The organism is Methylobacterium crusticola (genome assembly GCF_003574465.1).
Taxonomy (GTDB): domain Bacteria; phylum Pseudomonadota; class Alphaproteobacteria; order Rhizobiales; family Beijerinckiaceae; genus Methylobacterium; species Methylobacterium crusticola.
The window spans coordinates 1-341 of record NZ_QOWC01000550.1 but is presented as its reverse complement, the minus strand read 5'-3'; the positions used below and the strand labels follow the sequence as shown (position 1 = coordinate 341).

Genomic DNA, 341 nt, shown 5'->3' with positions numbered 1-341 from the left:
GTGTCGTCGCCCGCATTGCCGAACAGCGCGTCGCCGTCCTCGCCCCCGAACAGCAGGTCGGCGCCCGCGCCCCCCGACAGGTAGTCCCGGCCGGCGCCGCCGAAGAGCTGGTCGTCGCCCTGCTCGCCGAACACCTGGTCGTCGCCCGCGTCGCCGCTGACGAGATCGTTGCCGGTGCCGCCCAGCACCGCGTCGTTGCCGTCGCCGCCGAAGACGCCGTCGTCGTCGTCGTCGCCGTAGACGGCGTCGTTGCCGGCCCCGCCCTGCACGAGGTCCCGGCCGAAATCGCCCGACACGAAGTCGTCGCCCGCGCCGCCCTCGACGCGGTCGTCCCCGTCCTG

General features: G+C 75.1%; 1 protein-coding gene. It reads right to left on the bottom strand.

Annotated elements, in window-relative coordinates:
• The coding region (locus DT057_RS35300) for a calcium-binding protein (protein WP_162501641.1) at window positions 1–341 on the bottom strand (341 nt) is incomplete at both ends.